The organism is Synechococcus sp. A18-25c (assembly GCF_014280035.1).
GTDB lineage: Bacteria > Cyanobacteriota > Cyanobacteriia > PCC-6307 > Cyanobiaceae > Synechococcus_C.
In genome coordinates this window covers 1,497,705-1,520,373 of record NZ_CP047957.1, presented here as the reverse complement: position 1 = coordinate 1,520,373, position 22,669 = coordinate 1,497,705, and the positions used below count along the sequence as shown (strand labels likewise).

19 protein-coding genes are annotated in these 22,669 nt (G+C 59.7%); 15 read left to right on the top strand and 4 right to left on the bottom strand.

The features are described from left to right. The first annotated feature begins 44 nt into the window (after window positions 1-44). The gene (locus SynA1825c_RS08445) at window positions 45-272 is read left to right on the top strand and encodes a DUF3148 domain-containing protein (protein WP_186468900.1); all 228 of its coding nucleotides are present in this window, start codon (window positions 45-47) and stop codon (window positions 270-272) included. Here SynA1825c_RS08445 and SynA1825c_RS08440 read toward each other — a convergent pair whose 3' ends face one another. Together SynA1825c_RS08440 and SynA1825c_RS08435 are read right to left on the bottom strand one after the other, a co-directional pair. Next, window positions 273-1,571, bottom strand: a complete 1,299-nt coding sequence (locus SynA1825c_RS08440) for a pitrilysin family protein (RefSeq protein ID WP_186468899.1) — start codon at window positions 1,569-1,571, stop codon at window positions 273-275. Beyond that, entirely contained in the window at window positions 1,568-2,854 is a 1,287-nt protein-coding gene (locus SynA1825c_RS08435) for a pitrilysin family protein (RefSeq protein ID WP_186468898.1), read from the bottom strand. The genes SynA1825c_RS08440 and SynA1825c_RS08435 overlap by 4 nt, the downstream gene beginning before the upstream one ends. Window positions 2,855-2,878: 24 nt before the next feature. On the opposite strand from SynA1825c_RS08435, the gene SynA1825c_RS08430 reads away from it, so the two are divergent. The 11 genes from SynA1825c_RS08430 to SynA1825c_RS08380 all read left to right on the top strand — a co-directional run bounded on the left by SynA1825c_RS08430 (window position 2,879) and on the right by SynA1825c_RS08380 (window position 13,688). Further along, window positions 2,879-3,613, top strand: coding sequence for a phycocyanobilin:ferredoxin oxidoreductase (locus tag SynA1825c_RS08430; protein ID WP_186468897.1), 735 nt, complete (start codon window positions 2,879-2,881; stop codon window positions 3,611-3,613). Between the two features lie 68 nt (window positions 3,614-3,681). After that, entirely contained in the window at window positions 3,682-4,521 is an 840-nt protein-coding gene (locus SynA1825c_RS08425) for an HlyD family efflux transporter periplasmic adaptor subunit (protein WP_186471117.1), read from the top strand. Beyond that, window positions 4,521-5,693: an ABC transporter permease DevC gene (devC, locus tag SynA1825c_RS08420; RefSeq protein ID WP_186468896.1), complete on the top strand. Its 1,173-nt coding sequence runs from the start codon at window positions 4,521-4,523 to the stop codon at window positions 5,691-5,693. Before SynA1825c_RS08425 ends, devC begins: the two co-directional genes overlap by 1 nt. Window positions 5,694-5,697: 4 nt before the next feature. Then, window positions 5,698-6,423 (top strand): DevA family ABC transporter ATP-binding protein, encoded by a 726-nt coding sequence (locus SynA1825c_RS08415; protein ID WP_186468895.1) that lies wholly within the window; start codon window positions 5,698-5,700, stop codon window positions 6,421-6,423. Window positions 6,424-6,458: 35 nt separating this feature from the next. Then, a complete protein-coding gene (locus SynA1825c_RS08410; RefSeq protein WP_006850288.1) occupies window positions 6,459-6,614 on the top strand; it encodes a hypothetical protein in 156 nt (51 codons plus the stop codon). Window positions 6,615-6,700: 86 nt separating this feature from the next. Beyond that, window positions 6,701-7,633, top strand: a complete 933-nt coding sequence (locus SynA1825c_RS08405; protein ID WP_186468894.1) for a glycosyltransferase family 2 protein — start codon at window positions 6,701-6,703, stop codon at window positions 7,631-7,633. Between the two features lie 134 nt (window positions 7,634-7,767). Then, a complete protein-coding gene (rpsB, locus tag SynA1825c_RS08400; protein ID WP_186468893.1) occupies window positions 7,768-8,484 on the top strand; it encodes a 30S ribosomal protein S2 in 717 nt (238 codons plus the stop codon). Window positions 8,485-8,572: 88 nt separating this feature from the next. After that, window positions 8,573-9,232: a translation elongation factor Ts gene (gene tsf / locus SynA1825c_RS08395; RefSeq protein WP_186471116.1), complete on the top strand. Its 660-nt coding sequence runs from the start codon at window positions 8,573-8,575 to the stop codon at window positions 9,230-9,232. Window positions 9,233-9,243: 11 nt separating this feature from the next. Continuing rightward, window positions 9,244-10,410 (top strand): hypothetical protein, encoded by a 1,167-nt coding sequence (locus SynA1825c_RS08390; RefSeq protein WP_255478492.1) that lies wholly within the window; start codon window positions 9,244-9,246, stop codon window positions 10,408-10,410. Further along, window positions 10,371-12,902 (top strand): ATP-dependent DNA helicase RecG, encoded by a 2,532-nt coding sequence (recG, locus tag SynA1825c_RS08385; protein ID WP_186468892.1) that lies wholly within the window; start codon window positions 10,371-10,373, stop codon window positions 12,900-12,902. Before SynA1825c_RS08390 ends, recG begins: the two co-directional genes overlap by 40 nt. Before the next feature lie 60 nt (window positions 12,903-12,962). Then, window positions 12,963-13,688 (top strand): M15 family metallopeptidase, encoded by a 726-nt coding sequence (locus tag SynA1825c_RS08380; RefSeq protein WP_186468891.1) that lies wholly within the window; start codon window positions 12,963-12,965, stop codon window positions 13,686-13,688. Here the strand turns inward: SynA1825c_RS08380 and SynA1825c_RS08375 are convergent. Further along, entirely contained in the window at window positions 13,664-15,418 is a 1,755-nt protein-coding gene (locus SynA1825c_RS08375) for an NADPH-dependent assimilatory sulfite reductase hemoprotein subunit (protein ID WP_186471114.1), read from the bottom strand. The genes SynA1825c_RS08380 and SynA1825c_RS08375 overlap by 25 nt on opposite strands. Before the next feature lie 130 nt (window positions 15,419-15,548). Here SynA1825c_RS08375 and glyS point away from each other — a divergent pair, with 130 nt between their 5' ends. Continuing rightward, the gene (gene glyS / locus SynA1825c_RS08370; RefSeq protein ID WP_186468890.1) at window positions 15,549-17,708 is read left to right on the top strand and encodes a glycine--tRNA ligase subunit beta; all 2,160 of its coding nucleotides are present in this window, start codon (window positions 15,549-15,551) and stop codon (window positions 17,706-17,708) included. A gap of 135 nt (window positions 17,709-17,843) precedes the next feature. On the opposite strand, the gene chlP is transcribed toward glyS, so the two are convergent. Next, window positions 17,844-19,238, bottom strand: coding sequence for a geranylgeranyl reductase (gene chlP / locus SynA1825c_RS08365; RefSeq protein ID WP_186468889.1), 1,395 nt, complete (start codon window positions 19,236-19,238; stop codon window positions 17,844-17,846). A 110-nt stretch (window positions 19,239-19,348) separates the two neighbouring features. Between chlP and SynA1825c_RS08360 the strand changes: the two genes are divergently transcribed. Then, a complete protein-coding gene (locus SynA1825c_RS08360) occupies window positions 19,349-20,107 on the top strand; it encodes a D-alanyl-D-alanine carboxypeptidase family protein (protein ID WP_186468888.1) in 759 nt (252 codons plus the stop codon). Window positions 20,108-20,109: 2 nt separating this feature from the next. Further along, window positions 20,110-22,665 (top strand): U32 family peptidase, encoded by a 2,556-nt coding sequence (locus SynA1825c_RS08355; RefSeq protein WP_255478328.1) that lies wholly within the window; start codon window positions 20,110-20,112, stop codon window positions 22,663-22,665. Window positions 22,666-22,669: the final 4 nt, after the last annotated feature.

Genomic DNA, 22,669 nt, shown 5'->3' with positions numbered 1-22,669 from the left:
GCTCGCACCATCCTGCTGTAAGAGAGAGGCATTGCCCAGCTGTGATGACCGTTTCCATCGGTGACCAGGTGCGACTGATCCGCACCCCAACCTTTCTCAAGACAGCAGACCCCATGCCGATGCTGCGCCCGCCTGATCTGGTCACCACCGATGAGGTTGGTTTGGTGATGGCGCTCCATCCTGCTGAAACGGTGGCGGTGCGCTTTGCAAGGGGCACCTTCCTGATTTCGTTGAATCAGCTCACTCCGGCTGATGTGCCATCGGGTGATTGATCAGCCTGGCGTTCTCGTCAAGGGATCCTGCATCCACTGACGTTCCAGGGCGGCCAGGGTGTCTGGTGGTCCACAGAGGCTCAACTGAGGCCGCTGCAGATGTCGCTGAGCGGCAGCGAGCAGATCGCTCGCTCGTAGCGTCTCAAGCGTCTGCAGGCAATCCTGATCATGCTGATCAGGGAGGCCCAGACCACGGAGCTGAGCTCGTCGTTCGGCTCGCTGACCTGTGGTCTGGGACCCATGGGCCAAGTGACCACGGAATTTGGCTGCAGCCAGTTGAAGATCAGCCGCAGCGACGCAGTCCTCGAGCAACTCGGTCCAGCTGGCCATCAGCAACTTCAGTGTGAGTGCAGCGCGGTCCACGCCGGTGGAGGCATGCATCACAAACGGAGCAGCGCCTGCTCTTGCTGGGTGATGCACGCCGACGTCGTAGGCCACACCATGCTCTTCCCGCAGCCTGCGGAATAGCAGGCTGGACATCCCAGATCCAAGATGCGTCTGCAAAAGCCTCAGCGCCAGGTCATCGGGATGGCCGTGGGGCAGAGATGCCTGTCCCAGCATCAGCACCACCTGTTCCGTCGCCAGGGACTGGAGGCTGATGGACGGTCGATCCCTTGTATTCGCTGAAGCGTCATCCGCTGAAGCGACAACTGCCGGAGCTTCTCCTGCTTTTGCCTGGTCAACTGGGGACTGAGAGATGGTTGGGTTGAACCACTCCTGCAGTCGCTCGCTGGCGTCTGCAGGAATGGCTCCCGACAAGGCCAGCACGGACCCTTCGCTTTCAAGATCCTGAGCCAGGTGCTGGAGCTGCGGTCGTGACAGCTGCTCCAGGTCCTGGGCGATTCCGAGGGGGTCATGGCCGTATGGTCCCTGGCCATAGGCGATCTGTCGCCATCCATCAAAGGCGCGATGGAAGGGGTCTTCGCGTTGACGCTGCAGAGCCTGCAGGCTGAGCTCACGTTCCAGGGCGATCTGGTTCTCATTCAGGTGCGGTTGACGCACCATCCAGCCCACGGCGGGCAGCAGGCGATCGGCATCGAGATCGCGGCACTTGAGGCTGATCAGGATGCCGTCTTCATGGGTGTCACAGCGCAATCCGGCACCGCAACCTTCCACAAGATCAGCCAGCTCCAAGTGATCAAGGGGGCCACAGCCGCGGCTGAGCACGGATCCCAGCAATTGATGCCCGCCGCGCTGACCCTGTTGATCGCAACCACTGCCACGGCGGATCCACAACTTGGCTGAGAGAACCCCCGGGGTGACCACCGGATCGAGGACGAGATCACTGTGGGGTGTCAAGCGGTTTCCTCCGGTCGGGCGATCAGGGTGAAGGCGTTCTGGGGCTGAAGGAGCGGCATCACGCCTGCGCTGAGCGCTGCAGCATCCCACTGCATTAAGTCCTCGAGGGGCGCCAGGAGATCTCGTTGGCGCCCCCACAACGTTTGTGCGCCGACGCTGGCGGCCACAGCGCTCGGCGCTTCGAGGCTGAAGCGATGGCCATTGCCCACCAGTTGCAGAGCCCTGTCAAACTCCTCGTCGGTAATCGGTTCGCTCAGCGTTCTCTGCAACTGGCGGTGCACCTCTTGTTCGACCGCTTCCACTTGCTCCTCGGGGCAACAGGCCTCAAGCATCACCAGGCTTCCTTGCTCCAAGGTCGTCACATCCATATCGATGGTTTCGACGATCTGCAAGTCTTCTCGCAGACGCTCAATCAGTCGGCTGCGCCGACCTTCGGCGAGAACCGTCGTGGCCAGATCAGCTCCCGCGATGGCTAGATGATCAGCTGCTGCTGCCACGGGCCAGATCATCAGCAAGCGTGCCGCCTCTAGGCGTTGGAAGCGACGATTCTCGCGGCCAGATTGGAAAGGGAGTGTGATGCTGCCAGCCGTTGAGGGGATTACCTCGCTGCGCTCCAGCTCCATCAAGGGGCTGTCCAGCACTTGCTTGATGAGATCCTCCTGCAGGTTTCCCGCCAGTGACAGGCAGCAGTTGCCACCGCGGTAACGACGTTGGTGGTAGGTCTTCATCCCATTCGGATTCATGACCCGAAGGCTGGATTCCCAGCCAAGGATCGGGCGTCCGTAGGCATGGGGCGCAAGGCAGAGCTCGAGGGATGTTTGCAGCACCTGATCGTCCGGTTGATCGCTGTACTGGGCAATTTCTTCGAGCACCACATCTCGTTCCATCTCGAAGCAGTCCTGGTCAAGGGCCGGATCCAGCACCAGGTCAAGAAGCAACTTGAGGGCCTCGCCGGCTTCCTGGCCGGGCACGAGCACGTGGAAGTGCACATCGTCAAAGCCTGTGGCTGCGTTGCTGCTTCCACCCAAGGCCTCGATTCTCCGGTCGAATTCACCGGGGCCTAACGCGCGGCTGCCTTTGAACACCATGTGTTCGAGGAAGTGGGCGATTCCCTCCTCCCCCTCATGCTCCCAGGCGCTGCCCCCTCGGCACCAGAAATCAAGGCAGGTGAGTGCAGCATCCGGCATGGAAGCCGTAACAAGGCTGCTGCCGTTGCGGAGCGTGCGGTGCTCAAGCAGTGGACCGGATGGGATCGCAGTCAGGGTCCCGTGGCAAAGTCCCATTCTGTGCAATCACGGATCGAATTGATGCCTGCGTCCACGAGCGGTCGGGAGATGCATCCGCTGGTGGTCGCTCTGGCCTCCCGCATTCGTGCTTGGCGCCAGGATCTTCCTGAGCTCAGTCCGCTCGCGGTGTCGGGTGATTTGGAAGAGATCATTGGCACCCTCGATGGTGAGGATTTGTTCATCCGCAATGAAGTGCACCGCTGCCGAGGTCTGCGCAAGCTGCACCTGGAAACAGCGCGCCTTGGACTGGGTTTGCAGATCCTTCATTGCGTCTTCTTCCCGGATCCGCACTTTGATCTGCCGGTGTTTGGTGCCGACATCGTCGCCAGCCCGGCGGGCATCTCAGCTGCGATCGTCGACCTCTCTCCGGTCGGGGATCAACTGCCGGAGCGGATTGGCCGAGCGCTGGAATCCACCCCGATTCCCGCGTTTGAACAGGTGCGTGAGCTGCCGACATGGGGCACGATCTTTTCTCCCTTCGTGCGTTTCATCCGACCCACGAGCGACCAGGAACAGGACTGGTTTGTGGATTTGGTGAGTGCCTATCTGACAGTGCTCGGCGATGCGGTGCGGACGTCGTGTCCCGATCCCACAGATGCCTCTTCTACTGTGTCGCGATACCACGGACAGGTGTCCTATTGCCTGCAACAGAAACGCAACGACAAAACACGGCGCGTTCTGGAGAAGGCCTTCGGGACGACCTGGGCCGATCGCTACATCGAAGAGATGCTCTTCGACGAACCGGCTCCACTGTGAAACAGAGCCGAGGAATTTGGATCGGCGCCAGCGTTCTTGCTGTTTTGGTGATTGCTGGTGCCGCAACGATGTTGCGCAAGCCTGAGGCAGTCGACACGCCTGTTTCCGTCACCACAGTTGAGCAGCCTCGCCAAGTTGAAGCTGTGGCAGCACTCGGCCAGTTGCAGCCGGCAGGCGATGTGCGTCGCCTGGCAGCTCCAGCCAGTGGGATGGCGGGGACGCCCCGGGTGGCATCTCTGCGTGTGAAGGAAGGCGATGTCATCACGCGGGGCCAGGTGTTGGCCGTGTTTGACAACCGCCCCCAGATTGAAGCGGACCTGGCCGCCCTGGACGAACGCATCCGCAGTGTGGATACCGAAATTCCCTTGCGTCGCCGTGAGGTGGCTCGCTACGCCCAGGCTGCTCGTGTTGGAGCGGCCACAGCCGTTCTGCTGGAGGAAAAGCAAGACGAACTGACTCTGCTGGAACGCAAGCGGGCGGAGCTCCTCGCTGAACGCCGATCTTTGGAAACGGATTGGGATGACAGCGAACTTCGTTCCCCGATTGATGGAATTGTTCTGAAACTCCACGCCCGCGAGGGCGAGCGCCCAAGCACCGACGGTGTCATGGAAGTGGGAGCGAGCCAGTCCATGGAAGCTCTCATTGAGGTCTATGAGTCCGACATCAATCGCATCGCGATGGATGAACGAGTCACGCTCGTCAGCGAAAACGGTGGGTTCAAGGGTGAACTTGATGGACAAGTGACACGAATCAGCCCTCAGGTGCGTCAGCGCCAGGTGCTCTCCACCGATCCCACCGGTGATGCGGATGCACGTGTCGTTGAAGTGTTGGTTCGTCTGGATGCAGCATCTGCTGAACGCGTGGCCCGATTGGCAGGCCTCAAGGTGATTGCACGCTTTCAGCCCTGATGATCCGTCGGTTCTGGAATGGACGGAGAATTCCGCTGGCCTCTTTGATGTTGGTGCGTCAGCCGGTTCGTCTGGCCGTTGCGCTTGCGGGCATCAGCTTCGCCGGAATTCTGATGTTCATGCAGCTGGGTTTCCGCGATGGACTGTTTGATGCCAGTGTCACGGTGCATCGTCTTTTCGATGCCGACATTGTGCTGATCAGCCCGCGCTCCACCAGTTCGGTGAGCATGGCTGGATTTCCGCGTCGCCGGCTGGTTCAGGCCATGGCCTTGCCCGAGGTGGAAGGCATCACGCCGGTGAATTGGAATTTGCTGTTGTGGCGCAACCCTGAAACGCGGGGAACCCGATCGATTCTGGCTTTGGGATTTGAACCGGGCGATCCACTGTTTGTGGATCCAACGCTGGCTCCCAAGGCGCAGCTCCTCACCCAGAAAGGTCGTGTTCTCTTTGATGAACAATCGCGTCCTGAATTTGGACCCGTGGCGGAGTGGTTTCAGGACGGGCGCGTCGTTGAAAGTGAGATTTCCGGAAAGCGTGTTCGTGTTGCCGGTTTGATTGGGCTTGGAACGTCCTTCGGCGCTGACGGCAACCTGTTAACGAGCCGTGAAACCTTCCGAGAGCTACTGCCGAACACCCCTCCGGGCAGCATTGAAGTGGGCCTTGTTCGCCTGAAACCTGGTGCAGATCCTGAAGCAGTGGTGCTGCAACTGAATGCTTTGCTTCCTGATGATGTCACCGTTCTCACCAAAGACGGCTTTATTGATTTCGAGCAGAACTATTGGCGCTCCAGCACGTCGATCGGCTTCATTTTCACTCTGGGTGCGGCCATGGGCTTCGTCGTCGGCTGCGTGATCGTTTATCAGGTTCTCTATTCCGATGTCAGTGATCACCTGCCTGAATACGCCACCTTGATGGCCATGGGATACAAGCTCACCACACTGCTGGGTGTGGTCGTTCGAGAAGGCCTCCTGCTGGCTCTGTTCGGCTACTTGCCGGCCTATGCAGCGGGGCAGGGGCTGTATTGGTTGGTGCGAAGTGCCACGCAATTGCCTGTGGGCATGGATCTCACCAGAGCGACGACGGTGTTTTCCATGATCCTGGTGATGTGTATGGCATCCGCAGGACTGGCCATGCGTCGTCTTGTCGATGCGGATCCGGCGGAAATTTTCTGATGCGATGACGGTTCTCTCCAACGCAGCCAGACCACCAGGGGCCCAGGTGGCCAGCACGGTGGACATCACTGATCTGTGCCATTGGTATGGCCATGGTTCAACTCGACGTCAGGTGCTCCAGTCGGTTGATCTTCAGATTGCCCCAGGTGAGGTGGTGCTCTTGACCGGTCCGTCCGGCTGCGGCAAAACCACACTTCTGACCTTGATTGGTGCCCTGCGGCAGGTGCAGCAGGGTGACGTGCGCGTGTTTGGTCAGCAGCTGAATGGTGCCGGTCGCCGTCAGCGACAGCAGTTGCGCCGCAGCATTGGGATGATTTTTCAAGGCCACAATCTGCTGCGCTGTCTAACGGCAGAGCAGAACGTTCAGATGGGTGCAGATCTGCTGGAAGGTTTCAGTTATCGAGGACGCCGTGATCAGGCCAGGGAATGGCTGAGAGCTGTGGGTCTGGACGACCATCTCAACAAACTGCCCCAGGATCTTTCCGGCGGACAAAAGCAGCGTGTGGCCATTGCCCGTGCGTTGGCGGCACGTCCTCGCTTGCTTCTCGCGGATGAACCCACCGCGGCACTCGACAGCACCACCGGCCGTGAAGTGGTGGAATTGTTGAAACGTCTCGCCCGAGATCAATCCTGTTCTGTGCTGATGGTCACCCACGATCCTCGAATTCTTGATGTGGCAGACAGGCTCGTAAAAATGGAAGATGGTCAACTCATCCAGGCCATTGAGTAGGTTGGAGAGAGTTCAACAGAACCCATCAGTTCCGCATGGCCAAGCGCAGAAACCTCAAGAAGGAAAAGCAGGAGCGCAACCGCGCTTATGCGCGCAAGTTCAAGAAGCGCAAGATGCGCAATGACGGCCGCGGCGAAGGTGCCGGTAATGGCGTGACCGGCACTGCCAACAATGGTGGTGCAGCTGACTGATTTCGGTGAAATCCACCGACCCAGGGGCCTGCGGGCCCCTTTTTTCATGCCTTTAGGCTGAGCTCCTTCGGTTTTGTCCAGCGCGGATGTTCATCAGCGTCGTCATTCCCACTTACAACCGACGCGCCATTCTCGAGAAGTGCCTAGGAGCTCTTGAGCAACAGGACGCTTGCGGCGAACTCGATGACTACGAAGTGGTGGTGGTTGACGACGGATCCACCGACGGCACACCGGATTGGCTGCGATCCAACGCCGATCAGTTTCCCAGGGTGCGACTGTTTGAGCAGAGTCATGGAGGGCCTGCTGAGGGCCGCAACCGAGGTGTTGCCAATGCCAGAGGTGACGTCATTGTTTTCATCGACAGTGATCTCGTGGTCACGTCCACGTTTCTTGGCTGTCATGCCAGGGCGCTAACGCAGCAATGGAGCCGCTCCGGGTCGCGTTTGTGCTTCACCTACGGAGCTGTCATCAACACAGCAGATTTCGACCATCCCACAGGTGAGCGGCACAAATTGAGAGACCTGTCGTGGGCGTATTTCGCGACAGGCAACGTCGCGATCGACCGAGCGGTGTTGGAACAATCCGGTCTGTTTGATCAGGGATTCAGGCTCTACGGCTGGGAGGACCTTGAGCTTGGGGAGCGGCTGCGTCAGATGGGGGTTGAGCTGATTCGCTGCCCCGAAGCGGTTGGATACCACTGGCACCCCGCCTTCCGGCTTGCGCAGATTCCTGATCTGATCAGGGTTGAACAGGAACGGGCCCGGATGGGATTGGTTTTCTATCGGAAGCATCCCAGCCGTCGCGTGCGCATGATCATTCAGTTCACTTGGATGCACCGTTTGCTCTGGGGGTTGCTCACCCTGGGTGGACTTCTCAACGAACGCAGTCTTCGACCGTTGCTCGCCTGGCTGGTCCGTCGCGGTCAGCCCTCTCTGGCCCTCGAACTGCTGCGATTGCCTCTCAATCGGATCGGCGTAGAAGCTCTCTACCGAGAGGCTCGTGTTCAGGGCCTGCGCTGAACGGCGCTTTGTTAAGTTCACAGAGTCCTTTCAAACCGCACACCTGTCTGTTTCGGGTGCTGGATGTGATCTGAACTCCTGTTCATCACACCATCCCTGACAGGTGGAGGCGAACCCGAAACCCAACAACAACCATGGCTGTCGTCACTCTCGCCGAGATGATGGAGGCTGGTGCCCACTTCGGACACCAGACCCGTCGTTGGAACCCCAAAATGTCGCGCTACATCTACTGCGCGCGCAACGGGGTGCACATCATTGACCTTGTGCAGACCGCCGTCTGCATGAACAACGCCTACAAGTGGACGCGCTCTGCAGCCCGCAGCGGCAAGCGTTTCCTCTTCGTCGGCACCAAGAAGCAGGCCTCGGAGGTGGTGGCCCACGAAGCAGCCCGTTGTGGCGCTTCCTATGTGAATCAGCGCTGGCTGGGCGGAATGCTCACCAACTGGACCACCATGAAGGCTCGGATTGATCGTCTGAAGGATCTGGAGCGCATGGAATCCAGTGGCGCCATCGCCATGCGCCCGAAGAAGGAAGGTGCGGTGCTTCGTCGAGAGCTCGATCGTCTTCAGAAATACCTTGGTGGTCTGAAGAACATGCGCCGTCTTCCCGATGTGGTGGTTCTTGTGGACCAACGGCGTGAAACCAACGCAGTGCTCGAGGCTCGCAAGCTCGACATCCCCTTGGTCTCCATGCTGGATACCAACTGCGATCCTGACCTCTGCGAGGTGCCCATCCCCTGCAACGACGATGCTGTTCGCTCTGTGCAGCTGGTGCTGAGTCGTCTTGCCGATGCCATCAACGAGGGTCGTCACGGCTCCAATGACCAGCGTGGTGACGACGGCCAAGGCTGAGTCAAACCACCTCTCGATTCATGCCGCCCTCCTGCCGCTGCGGGAAGGCGGCTGTTCTGATTCCCCCCATTCTTCACCCGTTCATCCGATGGCTGTTGCCGTATCCGCCAAGCTCGTCAAGGAACTCCGCGACAAGACCGGCGCTGGAATGATGGACTGCAAGAAAGCTCTTGCAGCCACCGAAGGTGATGCCGAAAAAGCCATCGAATGGCTGCGTCAGAAGGGCATTGCCAGTGCAGAGAAAAAATCTGGTCGCACCGCTGCTGAAGGTGCGATCGGCAGTTACATCCACACCGGCGCCCGTGTTGGTGTGCTGGTCGAAGTGAACTGCGAAACCGACTTCGTGGCACGGGGCGACATGTTCCAGGGGCTGCTGCGCGACGTCGCAATGCAAGTGGCCGCCTGCCCCGGTGTTGAGTACGTCACCACCGACGAGATCCCTTCTGAAATTCGTGAACGGGAGAAGTCCATTGAGATGGGTCGTGACGACCTCGAGGGCAAGCCCGAGCAGATGAAGGAGAGGATTGTTGAGGGTCGAATTAACAAGCGCCTTAAGGAACTGGCTTTGATGGAGCAGCCCTTCATCAAGGACAGCTCACTCACCGTTGCCGAGCTTGTGAAGCAAACCGCCGGCAAGATCGGTGAGAACGTCAAAGTGCGTCGTTTCACCCGCTACACCCTTGGCGAAGGCATCGAGGTCGAGGAGACCGATTTCGCGGCTGAGGTCGCTTCCATGGCCAAGTCCTGATCTTGACCGCGGTGTCGGAGCGTCTTCAGGGCCATGACCCCGATGTGCAGCTGGCACGTCTGGGTGCGCGTTGTCGATCTCTGGCACCAACCCTGTATCGGGAACAAGCTCTTTATCTTCAGCGGCTGCGGGACAGGCTTCCGACTGCCGTAAAAACGGCAATTCAGACTCTTCTCTGTGCGCTCCCGTCCGATCAACAAAACGATCTGGGTGAGCATCAGCTGCAGTTTCAGGAGCGCATTGATGCGCTCCTGAAACGTTCTTCCACGTTGATCACGGTTGAGCAACTTCTGGTGTTGTCAGCTCGGCTGAAGAGGGAAGAGCGCCGGCTGCGCATGCAGCAGCTTCAGGCATTGACGGAACGCGCTCATGAGCGCGCAGATGCACCAGAACTGGATGACTCATCGTCCACACCATCCGCAGAGTCGGTGGGTGTCGAATTGAGTCTGGACCTTCCGCTCGAGCGGCCTGATCTGATTGAGGGATTGCTGCCTGTGGATCCTGCGTTGATGCCCTCCGAGGCGACCTCTCGCTCGGAGTCGCACGACCTCGCCGCATCGTCGTCGTTGGATCCTGGCTCGGAGCAATCCGAACTGGAGGTGTTGCGGTCGCTCTTTGTGATGGCTGGGGATTCATTGGAACCCTCCACTGCCGAATTGGATCGACGCCCTGATCTTGAACAGACGGAGATCAACGCCGTTGAGCCGCTGCAAACCAACGATCAGCTGATGCCTGCGACCGCGAGTGGTCTGTTGCATTGGTTGGATTGCTTGGACGTCGCCTTGAGTCGCCGACTTCGCAATTTGTCCCATGCCATCAATGTGGAGCTGATGCGTGCCGGCATTACCCGCAGTCTTCTCCCCATTCAGCTGCTTGACGCTGTGATCAGTGGGCAGCTTCCCTCCCAATCGGCACCATCCAACCTGTTGAAACTGACCTTGCCTCTGACGTTGATGACGGAAGAGCAGTCGTTGCAGACCATTTGTGTGTTGGTAAGACCTGCTGATCTCGAATTCGATGATCACAGCCTGCGGCGAATTCGCAGTCGTCTTCGCCTTCAACGCCGGGAACTCGGCAGTTGGCTTCTGAAAGAGCGACACTGGCAGCATCGTGCGCGTGTTCGAGAGGTCCAAACCCATTGGTGGCCCAACCAGCCGGAGACGCCTCCTTCCAGGTGACACCGGGGCTGGACCGCCAGGCCCTGGAACGATTTTTGGTGTGGATTCGACCGCTTCAGCAAGCGCTCTCTCTCGAGGCTGATCGCGGTTTCGCTGATTTACAGGGCCGCAAGGAGCATTTCCACAGTTTCATGACCAGGGAGCTGGCATCCCCTCCAGACATCCCCTTGCCTGGTGATGTGCCCGAGCGGCTGCGAGTGTTGGCCGAGGGGTTCGCTGACTACCCGTCCCACAACGATGCAGACCGACGCCGTCAGGTCACGGTGGCTCGTCAGTGGTTGCATGCCTTACGTCAGCGACTCGAACCTTCTGCACCAATGGCGCCGCCACGGTTGAAGGTGGCGCAGCCGTCGTCGACCGCTCCAGGATTCAGCGGATCCACACCATCCCTGGATGCTCCACTGGGGCAGGTGCGTGGGATCGGCCCCAAGTTGGCTGAGCGACTGGCCAGTCTTGGTTTGCTGCTGGTGCGCGATCTGCTGCTTCACTACCCGCGCGATTACGTGGACTATTCCGCGTTGCGTCGCATCGAAGCGTTGGTTCCCGGTGAGACGGCCACGATCGTGGCCACCGTCCGTCGCTGTCATGGTTTCACCAGTCCGCGCAATCCCAATCTCTCGATCATCGAGTTGCACCTTCAGGATCCGACTGGACGGATCAAGGTGACGCGTTTCCTGGCCGGCAAGCGATTCAGCAATGCCTCTTATTTGCATGGTCAAACCAGGCAGTACCCCAACGGCGCCACGGTTGCTGTGAGTGGTCTGGTGAAGGACGGACCTTATGGGCTCAGTTTTCAGGACCCCCTCGTTGAGGTGATGGAGAGCGCCCAGGCCCCGTTGCGTTCGAGCCGGATCGGTCGTCTGCTGCCTGTGTACCCACTCACGGAGGGCCTGACGGCAGATCGCTTCCGGGCGCTGGTGGCGCGTGTGCTCCCGGCAGTGCGTCTCTGGCCGGAACCGCTGCCGCGCGAGCGTCGGCAGGCGCGGCAGCTGCTCAGTCGCGACAAGGCTCTGGTGGCAATTCATCAGCCAGAATCATCGGAGCAGCTTCAGCAAGCCAGGCATCGCCTGGTGTTTGATGAATTTCTCCTGTTGCAGCTCGGCTTGATGCAGCGACGGGCAGCGTTGCGACAGCGTCCTGCGCCGTCCCTGCGCTGTGCATCCGACCGAGATGGCCTGATGGGGCGTTTTCTGGAGCTACTGCCATTTGAGCTCACGGGTGCGCAGCAACGGGTTCTCGCGGAGATTGAACGGGATCTGGACCGGCCCGAGCCGATGGCTCGGCTGGTGCAGGGAGATGTCGGCAGCGGCAAGACTGTCGTGGCTGTGGCAGCGCTGCTGAAGGCCATCCAGGCTGGATGGCAAGGGGCAATGATGGCACCGACGGAGGTGCTGGCGGAACAGCACTACCGCAGTCTGTGCACCTGGATGCCGCCGTTGCACGTGACGGTGGAGCTGCTGACCGGATCGACCCCACAGAAACAACGGCGCCGCATCCTTGCGGATGTTGCATCGGGCGCTTGCAAGATCCTCGTGGGGACCCACGCGCTGCTGGAAGACCCCGTCGGTTTTGAGCGGTTGGGTCTTGTGGTGGTTGATGAGCAACATCGCTTCGGTGTGCGTCAGCGCAACCGATTGCTGGGCAAGGGCTTGCAGCCTCATCTGCTCACCATGACCGCCACACCGATCCCAAGAACTCTGGCCTTATCCCTCCATGGCGATTTGGATGTCAGCCAGATCGATGAGCTGCCACCGGGCCGAACGCCGATCAAGACGGCGATGCTTTCGGGCTCCAGCCGCGATGAGGCCTACCAGCTGATCCGCGATGAGGTGAACAAAGGCCAGCGTGCATATGTCGTGCTGCCTCTGGTCGAAGACTCAGAAAAGATGGATCTGCGATCCGCGGTGGAGGTGCATCGCCAGCTGGCAGAGGAGGTGTTCCCCGATCTTCACGTGGGTCTGTTGCATGGCCGGCTGGCCAGTGCGGATAAGCAATCCGTGATCCGCAGCTTTGCTGCAGGAGACTCGCAGGTGCTGGTTTCCACCACGGTTGTGGAAGTTGGTGTGGATGTGCCGGAGGCCAGTGTGATGGTGATCGACCATGCCGATCGCTTCGGGCTTGCGCAGCTCCACCAGCTACGCGGCCGCGTTGGACGCGGCGCTGCAGCGTCTCACTGTCTGTTGATCAATGACAGTCGCAATCCCTTGGCAAGGCAGCGGTTGGAGGTTCTGGTGCGATCCACCGACGGCTTCGAGATTGCCGAGATGGACCTTCGTCTTCGCGGTCCAGGTCAGGTTCTGGGCACCCGTCAATCGGGCCTGCCGGATCTGGCTCTGGCGAGCCTTGCTGACGACGGATCCGTCCTGGAGGAAGCACGGGAAGAAGCCGCCGACATTCTTGCGCAGGACCCAGAGCTTCAAGACCATGCCGTGTTGAAGCGGTTGCTTGAGGAGCAGCGCAGTCGCGTGACCTCTGCCGCACAGCTCAACTGAGGTGCGCTTGAGACTCCCTGCCAACGCCCATACGATCACTGGGGTGTGGTGAGCTGTCGGATGCGACGTCCCTGGAACGATGTGGTCATTGCAGACTGCGGTGAGTCCTTGGTATCGCTCAAGTCCCGCTTCCTCTGTTTGGAACCGCACCCTTACGTGCGGGTGGGGGCTCCCTACGGCGAAGGTGCCGACCCTTACAGGCTTCGATCCGGCGTGCTGGAGCGATTGCACAAGGCTCAGGATCAGTTGTCGATGGCCCATGATTCCGCTGCAGGATCTCTGCAGTTGGCCATCTTTGATGCCTGGAGGCCGGTGCAGGTGCAGGCCTACATGGTTCAGCACGCGACGGTCGAACTTTGTCACCAGCGGGGGATCGATCCCGATGATCCGGCTCAGTTGGAAGCGCTGGCCAGGGTTCAAAGCGACGTCAGTCAATTCTGGGCACCGCCGAGTCGGGATCCTGGGATGCCACCGCCCCACAGCACTGGAGCAGCGGTGGATCTCACCCTTGCTGACATCACCGGGACGGTGTTGCCGATGGGGGGTGAGATTGATGCCATCGGTGAGGAATCGATCCCTGATGCCCATGCCTCAGCAGCGGAACAGGATCCAAGCGGTGATGCTGCCCTCTGGCATCGGAGGCGCTGTCTGCTTCACGACGTGATGAAAGAAGCCGGTTTTGTCCGGCATCCCAACGAGTGGTGGCACTTCAGTCACGGTGACCAGCTGTGGGCCTGGTCGGTGAATGCTGAACGAGCGATCTATGCCTCGGTTCCCAGCAGCTGATGCACCGACTGGTCACCCAAGCGGTTGATGTGAGCTCCAAAACTGCGACGGACCCCGCATTGTTTCCAGTTGATCAACAACGGTTCCAGCGTTGATTCCAGCTGATCGAGAGGCATTTTCTGCAGGAAGGGACGCGCCAGTGTTTGCAGATTCGGTGTGCCTCCAAGCCACAACTGGTATTGATTCACGCCACTTCCCACTAGGCCCAGTTCGGCCATGTAAGGACGGGCACAACCATTCGGACAGCCGGTCATGCGCACCAGCAGTGGCTGATCGATCTCCAAACGTTGCAGCAAGGCGTCGAGGCGATCAAGCACCGCTGGAAGAGCCCGTTCAGCCTCCGTGATGGCCAGTCCGCAGGTGGGCAGTGCTGGACAGGCCATGGCATGCCGGGCCAGTGGTGCCGGCTCACCTGGGAGTTCAAATCCCAAGGCGTCTAAGGCCGCTTTGATAGCGGGTTTCTGGGGCGCTCCGATGTTGCACAGCAACAGATCCTGGTTGGCGGTCAGACGCACTTCCAGCTGATAGGTCTGCACTAACTTGCGGAGGCCAGTCTTGACCTCACCTTCGAGCCTCCCGCAGGTCAGGGGGAGACCCACGAACCACAGCCCCTTCTTCTGGCGATGCCATCCCAGGTAGTCCTCCAGTTTGGGGCGTGGTTCTAGCCGGAGACCCTTCAGTTCACCCTTGAAATAGGTCGATTTGAGGGTGGAGCGGAACCAGCTGATTCCCTTGTTGTGAAGCAGGTATTTCATCCGCGCGTGCTTGCGCACCTCACGGTCACCGTGATCACGCTGCAACGCCATGATCGACTGCAGCAGATCAAAAATGTCGTCCGCCTTCACGTAGCCGAGGGGATCAGCGGTGCGGGCAAAGGTGTCGTCTTGGTTGTGTGTTCGGCCCATGCCACCACCCACATACACGTTGCAGCCTTTCAAGGCACCGGAGGGATCAGCAAACGCCACCAGACCGATGTCTTGCGTCAGCAGATCGACTGAGTTGTCTCCAGGAACAGTGACAGCAACCTTGAATTTGCGTGGAAGGTAGGTGTCGCCATAGAGCGGTTCGGCATCACTGCCTGAGTACACCCCGCCCTCGTGTTGCCGGGTGCGTGCTTTGCGCACGGCTGAGGTGGGTTGGAATCGGTAGCTGTGATCGCCATCGATCCACATGTCGAGATACGACCCCTCAGCGGCTTCAGGGCTGAGCAGATCAGCGATTTCATCAGCGAGCTTCCGGGCTGCCGGGTAAGCACCTTTTTCAAAGGGAGCTGCTGGTGCCATCACATTGCGGTTGATGTCTCCGCAGGCCGCCAGGGTCGAACCCAGATTGCTGATGATTGTGCCGATCACCGTTTTGAGATCCGCCTTAGGCACGCCGTGCATCTGAAAGGCCTGACGCGTGGTGGTGCGAAGGGTCCCATTGCCGTAGCGATCGGAAAGATCATCCAGAGCAGCGAATAGATCGGCGGGAATTCGTCCTCCCGGATTGCGTAGCCGCAGCATCATCTGCCAGCAACGAACCTTGTCGGTCTTGCGCAGCTCGCGGTGGTTTTGCTGGTAGCTGCCGTGGAACTTGAGCAGCTGAACCGCGTCTTCACTGAAGCGAATCTCTTCGTTGCCCAACTCTGTGAGCAGAGGTTCACGCAGATGGCCGCTGTATAGCTTGCGTTTTTCAGCTTTTGAAAGTGCCGTATCGATCGACTCCGTCCGATCGGCAGGACCATCCAATGCCGTGTGGATGGCAACTGCCTGCTTGCTGGAGGTAGCTGTCACACCTTTGCTCACACGTGCAATGTCGTTCTCTTTGAAATTAGCGAAGCGGCGTCCAATAAAGTCGCAAATTGCATTGGCACGTGAGTTGGCGAACACGTTTCTGCTCGAGATCGGTACCGAGGAACTTCCGGCAGATTTTGTGCGCTCCGCTCTTGAGCAATTGGAGCGACGTGTTCGCAGCGATTTGAAGGAGCTGCGGCTTGATCACGGTGCTCTAACGGTGACGGGAACGCCGCGGCGTCTTCTGGTTGAAGTGCGGGATCTGATCGACGCACAGCCTGATCTTGAGGAAGATCGCAAAGGCCCTCCCGTCTCCCAGGCTCTCGTGGATGGGCAGCCAGGGCCAGCAGCCATCGGCTTTGCCAAACGCTGTGGTGTGGATCCTCAGGAGCTGGAAGCCCGTGACACGCCGAAGGGCCCCTGCCTCTTCGCCCGGGTCTGCACGCCCGGTCAGGACAGCTGTGCCTTGCTTCAGTCCTGCATTCCCCAGTGGATCGATGGGCTTCAGGGCCGGCGATTCATGCGCTGGGGCAGCGGTGAGCAGCGCTTCAGTCGTCCAGTGCGCTGGCTCGTCGCGCTGCTGGGCGATGCCGTGGTTCCCGTCACCCTGGCGTCTTCCGATCCCGTTGTCCATAGCGGCCGTCGCAGCCGTGGCCATCGTCTGCATCAAGAATTAGACGAGATCCGTTCAGCGGAAGAGTTGCGCTCCCAGCTGGCCGCGGCGGGCGTCGTGGTGGATCGTCAGGAGCGGGCCGAAAGCATTCGATCTTCGATCGCTGATCAAGCAGTTGCCTGCGGGGGTGAAGCGGATTGTCCTCAGGGCTTGTTTGAGGAGCTGGTGGATCTGGTTGAAGCGCCGCGAGTTCTCAAAGGTGAAATCGCTGACCGCTATCTCGATCTCCCCCCTGAAGTGATCGTCACCGTGATGCAGTCGCATCAGCGCTACGTGCCGCTGAAACGCCTGGAGGCCAGCGCCGATCCGTTGCAGCTTGAGGCGCGCAGTGTTCTGTTGTCGGATTATCTGCTGGTGAGCAATGGGCTGCCGGATGCTTCCTCAACGATCGTGAGTGGTAATCAGCGCGTGCTCGGGGCCCGTCTCGCCGATGCAGAGTTCTTCCTCACGGTGGATCGACGACAGCCTTGCGAAGACCGTCGCCAAGCGCTGGATCGTGTCACCTTTGCCGAAGGCCTGGGCAGTCTTCTGGACCGCAGCGAGCGGATTCGTTGGGTGATGGATCAGCTAGTGGAGGCACTCAACATCAACAACACCCTCGCTGGCCATGCGCGCCGGGCAGCCCATCTCTGCAAACACGATCTGGTCAGCCAGATGGTGGGCGAATTTCCAGAACTGCAGGGACTGATGGGCGGGAAGTACCTGCTGGAGGAAGGCGAGCCCCGTGAAGTGGCACTCGCTGTGGCGGAGCACTACCAACCGGCCGGGGCCGGAGAAGCGCCGCCATCCAGTGATGCCGGAGCCCTGCTGGCACTGGCTGAGCGCCTGGAACTGCTCTTCAGCATCTTCGCCAAGGGCGAGCGACCTACTGGTTCTTCGGACCCCTACGCGTTGCGTCGAGCCGGCAACGGCATTGTTCAGATTCTTTGGGATCGCGGTTGGCGTTTGCCGCTGCAGACGCTGTTTAGCCAGGCTGCCAGCCACTGGGCTGAACGCTTCCCGGCCTTCCAGGTTGAGGCGACCTCGCTTGCTGATGATCTCGGTCAGCTGTTGCGCCAGCGCATGGTGTCTCAGTTTGAAGAGGATGGCTTCCCGATCGATTTGGTGCAGGCCGTCAGTGGTGAGGGCGTCACCAACGAACGCCTGCTTCAAGACCCTGTGGATGCGCGCGAGCGTTTGCTGCTGCTTCGGCAGCTTCGAGTAACTGGTCAGCTTCAGGCTGTCCAGGCTGTCGTGCAACGTGCTGCGCGTTTGGCGGAGAAAGGTGATTTGCCCGCAACGCAACTGACACCGGCTGAGGTGGTTGATGCCGGTCTGTTCGATTCCCCCAGCGAAGCGGGACTGATGGCTGCACTCGAATCGCTGAGCCCCCTGGCTGAAGCCTGTGATTACGGCGGTTTGGCTGCTGGTCTTCAGGCTGCTGCTGTCGCCCTCGAGGCCTTCTTCGATGGTGAACAGAGTGTGATGGTGATGGCGGACGATGCGTCAGTGCGTCGCAATCGACTGAATCTGCTGGGGGTATTGAGAAATCAGGCGTCGGTGCTGGCACGTTTCGACAACATCCAGGCTTAATCAAGGGGGAGTTCCGTCGGGGCTGACCAAAGCCAGAGACCGTTCATGACGCTGAAGCGGGACTTGGTTGTCAATCAAAAACCCCGGCTGTACTGAAGTCAGCCGGGGTTTGTCTGCAAGCTGATTGGATCGTGTTCAGCTCGTGGTCACCGTTGAACGCTCTTCGCTGCTGGTGGTGGCGTCCTTGTCGTTGGACGCAGTCTCGTTGTGCGTTTGCGCTTTGATCGCTTGGGCGGCTTCCTCTGCTAGGAAGTCACCGTCTGATCGACCAACGGCCGAGGGCACAGCGTCATAGTCGGCCGGGGCCAGGGCCTGACCGCGCAGGAGGCTTCCCAGGGTTCGCAGGGTGAGTTTGATCTGCTGCCAGGGATTCATCATCACGACACGCTTGTAGAGGTAGCTGTCGAACGTAAGTTTCTGGACATCACGGTCATCGCACATCTCCACGAAGGCTTCGCGGGCCGCGTCGTTGCGATAGAAAATCCTCTGCAGGATGTCCAGAACGGCGTAGGTCGCACCGTACTTGCGATCCCAGCGCTTCAAGTAAGTGGACTTGATCTCTTTTTCCGTTGGGATCTTCGAGCCGTTGGCTGAAATCTCAACAATGGCTTCGGCACACATGCGGCCGCTCTTTGCGGCGAAGTAGATGCCTTCACCGGAGCTTTTGGTGACGTAACCGGCAGCATCGCCAACAAGGGCCATGCGGCCAACAACGCGACGGGGCCGGGGATGTTCAGGAATCGGATGGGCTTCGACCTTGATCACTTCACCCTTGAAGAGGCGCTTGCGCGCCCGTTCACGGATCCCTTTCTGCAGACCCTTGATCAGGGACTGGTTCTGCTGCATCGTGCCGGTGCCAACGGCTACGTGGTCAAATTTGGGGAAGACCCAGGCATAGAAATCAGGAGAGACGTCCGTCCCGACGTACATCTCAGCCAGATCTTCGTAGTAGGTCATCTCTTCGGCAGGAAGCTTGATGCGTTCCTGGAAGGCAATCGCCACGTTGTAGTCGCCGGCGTCCATCGCTTTGGCAACGCGGGAGTTGGCCCCGTCGGCTCCGATGATCAGATCCACCTCAAGGGTCTTGAGATCTCCGGTGGGACCGCCAGAGCTGTAGTCGGCGTAATGAAGGGTGTAGGGACCTTCACGATTGGTGCCGGTATCGATCTTCTGAACCAAACCGTTAATCAAGGTGGTGCCGAGGTCGGCAGCCCGGTTGCGAAGGAAGGCATCGAACACCTCGCGGCGGCACATGCCGATGTAAGCGTTGTCGTCGTAGCCCAGAGGATCGAGCTTGATGTCCACCTCTTTGTTGGAGGGGGAAATCATCTTCATGTTCCGCACTTTGCGGTCGATGATGGACTCCGGCAGCTCAAATTCCTCAACCATGCACAGAGGAATGGCCCCACCACAGGGTTTGGCGTTGTCAAGCTTGCGTTCAAACAGCCAAGTGCTGATTCCAGCTTTTGCAAGGATTTCAGCTGCGCAGGATCCGCTCGGACCTCCGCCGACGACGGCAACTCTCAGCATCTCAGCCCACTCCGCTGGATCATTAATTTGAAAGCTACCACTGCTTCGTGCGGTTTAGCGGCCTGATCTGGCGCCCCCCCTTACGATCGAAACAACATTGAATTGTTGGTGTGTCGAGGGCTGTCGCCACCCGTAGCAGGAAGCGTGACAACAGCCGCGACGACATCCCTGTCGCTCGCCGCAGTGCATCGATCCGCCCTCGTCGAGGGAAGGGGATGGGATTGGGGATTTTGATCGGCTTCGGTTTGCTGGCCTCAGCGTTCTTGGCAGCACTGTTGTTGGTGCCCGATCTCCTTCCGTTCCGCCAGACACCACTTGTTGTGGAAGGCATCGATGAGCAACCCGATGTGGATGGACGCCTCCTTGGGCACTTCCCCTACGACGAGGCCATCGACGAGCAGCTGGTGCCTGTGGAGGCCGGGATTGAGCTGCATCGTGATGCGGCGCGATCGCTTTCGGCCATGACACGTGCAGCGGCCGCAGACGGTGTTGATCTCAGGCTGTTGAGCGGCTACCGCTCCCAAGATCTTCAGAAAAGCATCTTTTTTGATGTGAAGTCTGAGCGCAATCAGACCGCCATGGAACGAGCCAAGGTCTCTGCGCCTCCGGGGTATTCCGAGCACAGCACTGGTTATGCCGTGGATCTTGGAGATGGCGACGACCCTGCAACCAACCTGTCCGAGAGTTTTGAGCAGACCCGGGCCTTCCGTTGGCTCCAGGATCACGCCGCCAGTTACCACTTCACGCTGTCGTTTCCCGCCGCCAATCCCCAAGGAGTGAGTTACGAACCCTGGCACTGGCGATTCGAAGGGTCTGCAGATGCGTTGCGCCTGTTTGAACCTGCCCGGCGTCTTGCCATTGGGAGCTGATTGTGAGCGGACTCCCGGAACTTCTTTCGCCCGCTGGTGATTGGGCAGCCCTAAAAGCCGCTGTGGCCGAGGGTGCCGATGCGGTGTATTTCGGGGTTGAAGCCTTCAACGCCCGCCTGCGGGCTGAAAACTTCCGTCAGGATGAACTTCCGGAAATCATGAGCTGGCTTCATGCCAGGGATGTGAAGGGGTTTTTGACCCTCAATGTGCTCATTTTCACCGCTGAACTCCAGGACGCTGCAGAGCTGCTGCTCAATGCCCAGCGTGCAGGAGTGGATGCCCTCATCGTTCAAGACCTGGGACTCTGTCTACTGGCGCAGCAACTGGTTCCCGTGTTGGGTCTGCATGCGTCCACCCAGATGTCCATCACGAGCGCCGCCGGTGTGGCTCAGGCCGCTGCCGCTGGTTGCGAACGGGTGGTGATGGCCAGGGAGCTCAGCCTCAGGGATCTCGAACGACTTCAGGGACAATTGCAGCAACGCCAACTCGCCATGCCTCTGGAGGTGTTTGTGCATGGTGCGTTGTGCGTTGCCTATTCCGGTCAGTGCTTAACCAGTGAATCGCTTGGACAACGCAGTGCCAATCGCGGTGAGTGTGCTCAGGCCTGTCGACTCCCCTATCAATTAGTGGTTGATGGCGTCGAACGCGATCTTGATGATCAGCGTTACCTGCTTTCACCGCAGGATTTGGCGGCCTGGTCCTTGGTTCCTGAGTTGGTCCGGATCGGGATCAGCAGCTTCAAGATTGAGGGACGTCTGAAGGACGCCACATACGTGGCGGCTGTCACCAATGTGTATCGGCGCAGCCTCGATGGGGCTGTCATGGATCAGGAGGCGACCAAACAGCAGCTCGAATTGGGTTTTTCTCGAGGTCTCAGCACAGGCTGGTTGGAGGGGATCGACCATCCAGCCCTTGTGCATGGTCGTTGGAGCAAAAAGCGCGGGCCGTTGATCGGACACCTTTGTGCTGTTCAGGCTCGGGGTTGGCTGGTGATCAAAACGGAGGTCCAGCCGCAGCGCGGACAAGGCCTCGTGTTGGAGGTGTCGGCAGATCACGATGGGCCTTTTGACCCGCCCCGGGAAGTGGGTGGTCGCATCATGGACGTGGAGCCGGCAGGGCGCCATCGCTGGAGGCTGAGACTGGGACCTGGACGAATCCGTCTGGATGGTCTCCGTTCTGGCGCATCCATTTGGCTCACCAGTGATCCGCAATGGGAGTCCACTTGGCAGCGACGCGCGGACCGTAAGACGTCACCCAACGACTCCCCGCTTGTGCTGAAGGTGCAGGGTCGTTGCGGACAACCGCTCACCTTGGAGCTGGTCTCACCGATCCCTTCGGATGGCACGCATCTGCAAGTCAGCAGTGATGTCTGCCTCGCGCCGGCCCGCGACCATGGACTGGATCAGACACGGCTTGACGCCCAGCTCGGCCGTTTGGGGGGCACAGGATGGCGGCTCGAGCAGGTCGACACTGAGTTGGATCGGGGCCTGTTTCTGCCGCTGGCGGTGCTGAACCGCTTGCGTCGTTCCCTCTTGCAACGCATGGCCGAGGCCGGCCTGATGCCCCACCCGCCGATTCAGCCGTCAACATCGCGGCCTGAACTGTCGGAGCATCAGCGGGACGCGGTGTTGGCGTCCTGCCTCCCCAAGGTGCCGGATGCGCAGCCTCAAGCGGCGTCCGATTTAGTGGTGCTGGTGCGCACCCTTGAGCAATTGAAGGCACTGCAGACCCTTGATGAGGCGGTGCCCTTGCGCGCGGTCGTGGCGGACCTGGAACAACCTCGCGAACTGCGTGAGGCGGTCGCCATCGGCCGGGGCTGCTGGCCCGATGGCCTCTGGCTCACTGGACCAAAAATGGTGCGTCCGGATGAACGGTGGACTCTTGAACCTTTGCTGCGGGCTTCCCCTGATGGCTTTCTTGTGCGTAACGCTGACCAGCTCGAGTTGTTGAGGGGAGTCGCCCCATGTCGTGGTGATTTCAGCCTCAATGTGGCCAACCCCCTTGCGCTGCGTTGGTTTCTCGAGCACTGGGAACTGGAGCGTGTCACCGTCAGTTGCGATCTGAACCTGCAGCAGTTGCTGGATCTCAGCGATGCCTCACCCTGCGATCGGCTGGAGGTGGTGTTGCATCAGCACATGCCGCTGTTTCACATGGAGCACTGCCTCTTCTGCTCGTTGCTGTCCGATGGGCATGACCACACCGACTGCGGCAGACCGTGTGAGCATCACACCGTTCACCTGCGTGACCGCAGTGGGGTGGATCATGCGCTCAAGGCCGATCTCGGCTGCCGCAACACCTTATTTAATGGCACTGCACAGACGGGTGTTGAAGCATTGCCTGTCATGCAGGGCGCAGGACTGCATCACTTCCGCCTTGATCTCCTTGATGAGGATGCCGATGCCACTCGTCGACGAGTCCGTCTCTATGGGGAGGCATTGCAAGGTCGCATTCCTTCCGACGTGGTGTGGCGCCAGGAACAAATTGAGCATCGCCTTGGTGTGACCCGCGGAAGCCTTCAGATCGACCGTCCACGCAGCACCGAATCGATCTCACGTTGAGATA